This window comes from Nocardia sp. NPDC023852, assembly GCF_040639505.1.
GTDB lineage: Bacteria > Actinomycetota > Actinomycetes > Mycobacteriales > Mycobacteriaceae > Nocardia.
In genome coordinates this window covers 1-1750 of the sequence record NZ_JBFAAB010000076.1, presented here as the reverse complement: position 1 = coordinate 1750, position 1750 = coordinate 1, and the positions used below count along the sequence as shown (strand labels likewise).

At 66.8% G+C, this 1750-nt stretch carries 1 protein-coding gene; it reads left to right on the top strand.

Translation table 11 applies throughout. From position 1 onward, the window contains the following. Positions 1–99 precede the first annotated feature (99 nt). Positions 100–1701 (top strand): ISL3 family transposase, encoded by a 1602-nt coding sequence (locus AB0H00_RS31920; protein WP_357273659.1) that lies wholly within the window; start codon positions 100–102, stop codon positions 1699–1701. Positions 1702–1750 lie beyond the last annotated feature (49 nt).

Genomic DNA, 1750 nt, shown 5'->3' with positions numbered 1-1750 from the left:
TGAATACTGGATCTGGCACAGACTTCGTGATTGACCCGTTCGGGATGCGAAGGGGCGGTTGATAGTTCATGATGTCGCGGGTGTTCTGATCTTGAACTGATGGGGGTCTTGTTTCCGCATCTGGACGGTCTGCGAATCGAGCTGGTCCGCGCGGCGGGCTCAACAGTGCGGATCGAGGCCGCCACCGGCGGCGATCCCGTCGGCTGCCCCGAGTGCGGGACGCTGTCAGGCCGTGTCCACAGCCGGTATCAGCGGCGGTTGTCGGATACCTCGATCACCGGCCGGGAGGTCGTGATCAGGTTGCAGGTCCGCAGGTTGTTCTGCGACAACTCCGATTGCGGCAAAACAACTTTCGCTGAGCAAGTGCCTCAGCTGGCGGCCCGCCACGCCCGCCGCACGCTGATCCTGGAACGGGCGTTATGCGCGGTCGCGCTGGCGTTGGGTGGCCGCGCTGGGGCGCGGCTGACCCGGCAGTTGGCCGCGACGGTGAGTCGGATGACGTTGCTGCGCCAGATCCGGGCGCTGCCCGACCCTCAGACCTCGATCCCGCAGGTGCTGGGAGTCGACGACTTCGCCCTGCGTCGCGGGCACAACTACGGAACGATCCTGATCGACATGCAGACCCGCCGCCCGGTCGAGGTCCTCGACGACCGAACCGCCGACACCCTCGCAGCCTGGCTACGAACCCATCCGGGCGTCGAGATCGTCTGCCGTGACCGGGCCGGCGCCTACGCCGAGGGCACCGCTGCCGGAGCGCCGGACGCGGTGCAGGTCGCCGACCGCTGGCACATCTGGCACAACCTCGGCGAGGCAGTCGAACGCACCGTGGCACGCCACCGCGCCAGCCTCGCCGCCGCGATCGCCGAACCCGACCCGCAGAACCGGCCCGACATCACCGACGTTGCCGCCGAAATGCATCGCGGGCCCGTCACACCCGATCAGCGGAAGGATCGCACCGCAGTTCGCACCCGCCAGCGCTGGGCCGAGGTCCATGCGTTGCTGGCCCAGGGCACGACCATCCGCGCGATCAGTCGTGAGCTGGGGCTGGCCCGCGGCACCGCCCGCCGCTTCGCCCGCGCCGAATCGGCCGACGAACTGCTGGTCAACGACCGCACCGGATACCGCATCAGCGTGCTCGAAGCACACAAATCCCACCTACACCAGCGGTGGAACGAGGGCTGCACCAACGCGACCCAGCTGTTCGAAGAGATCAAGGCCCTCGGCTACCGAGGCAGCGAGAGGATGGTGCGCAACTACCTGCACCCCTTCCGCGCTCTCGCGCGCATCCCGGCCCCGCCACGCAAACCGCCAGCGGTCCGGAAGGTCGTCGGCTGGATCATGACCAACCCCGCCGCCCTTGCTACCGAGCACCAGGAAAGTCTCGATCGGGTCCTGGCGATCAGTCCGGAACTTGCCGCTCTCACCGGGCACGTCCGCGCGTTCGCAGAGATCATGGGCGAGCGGCGCGGTCGAGATCTCGAGCGGTGGATGGTCGCCGTCGACTCCGACGATCAACCGGCACTGCACTCGTTCGTCCGAGGACTGCGCCGCGACCAGGACGCAGTCACCGCGGGCCTGACCATGGCATGGAGCAGCGGAACGGTCGAAGGACACGTCAACCGCATCAAGATGCTCAAACGGCAAATGTTCGGCCGAGCGAAGACCGACCTCCTCCGAAAGCGAATCCTGTTGAGCGAGTGAATAACCCGGGATCCGCGATCACCAAATTTGTGCCAGATCCTGAATACTG

Coding starts and splice junctions, on each gene's coding strand:
- AB0H00_RS31920 (WP_357273659.1), top strand. CDS start 100: ATGGGGGTCTTGTTTCCGCATCTGGACGGTCTGCGAATCGAGCTGGTC.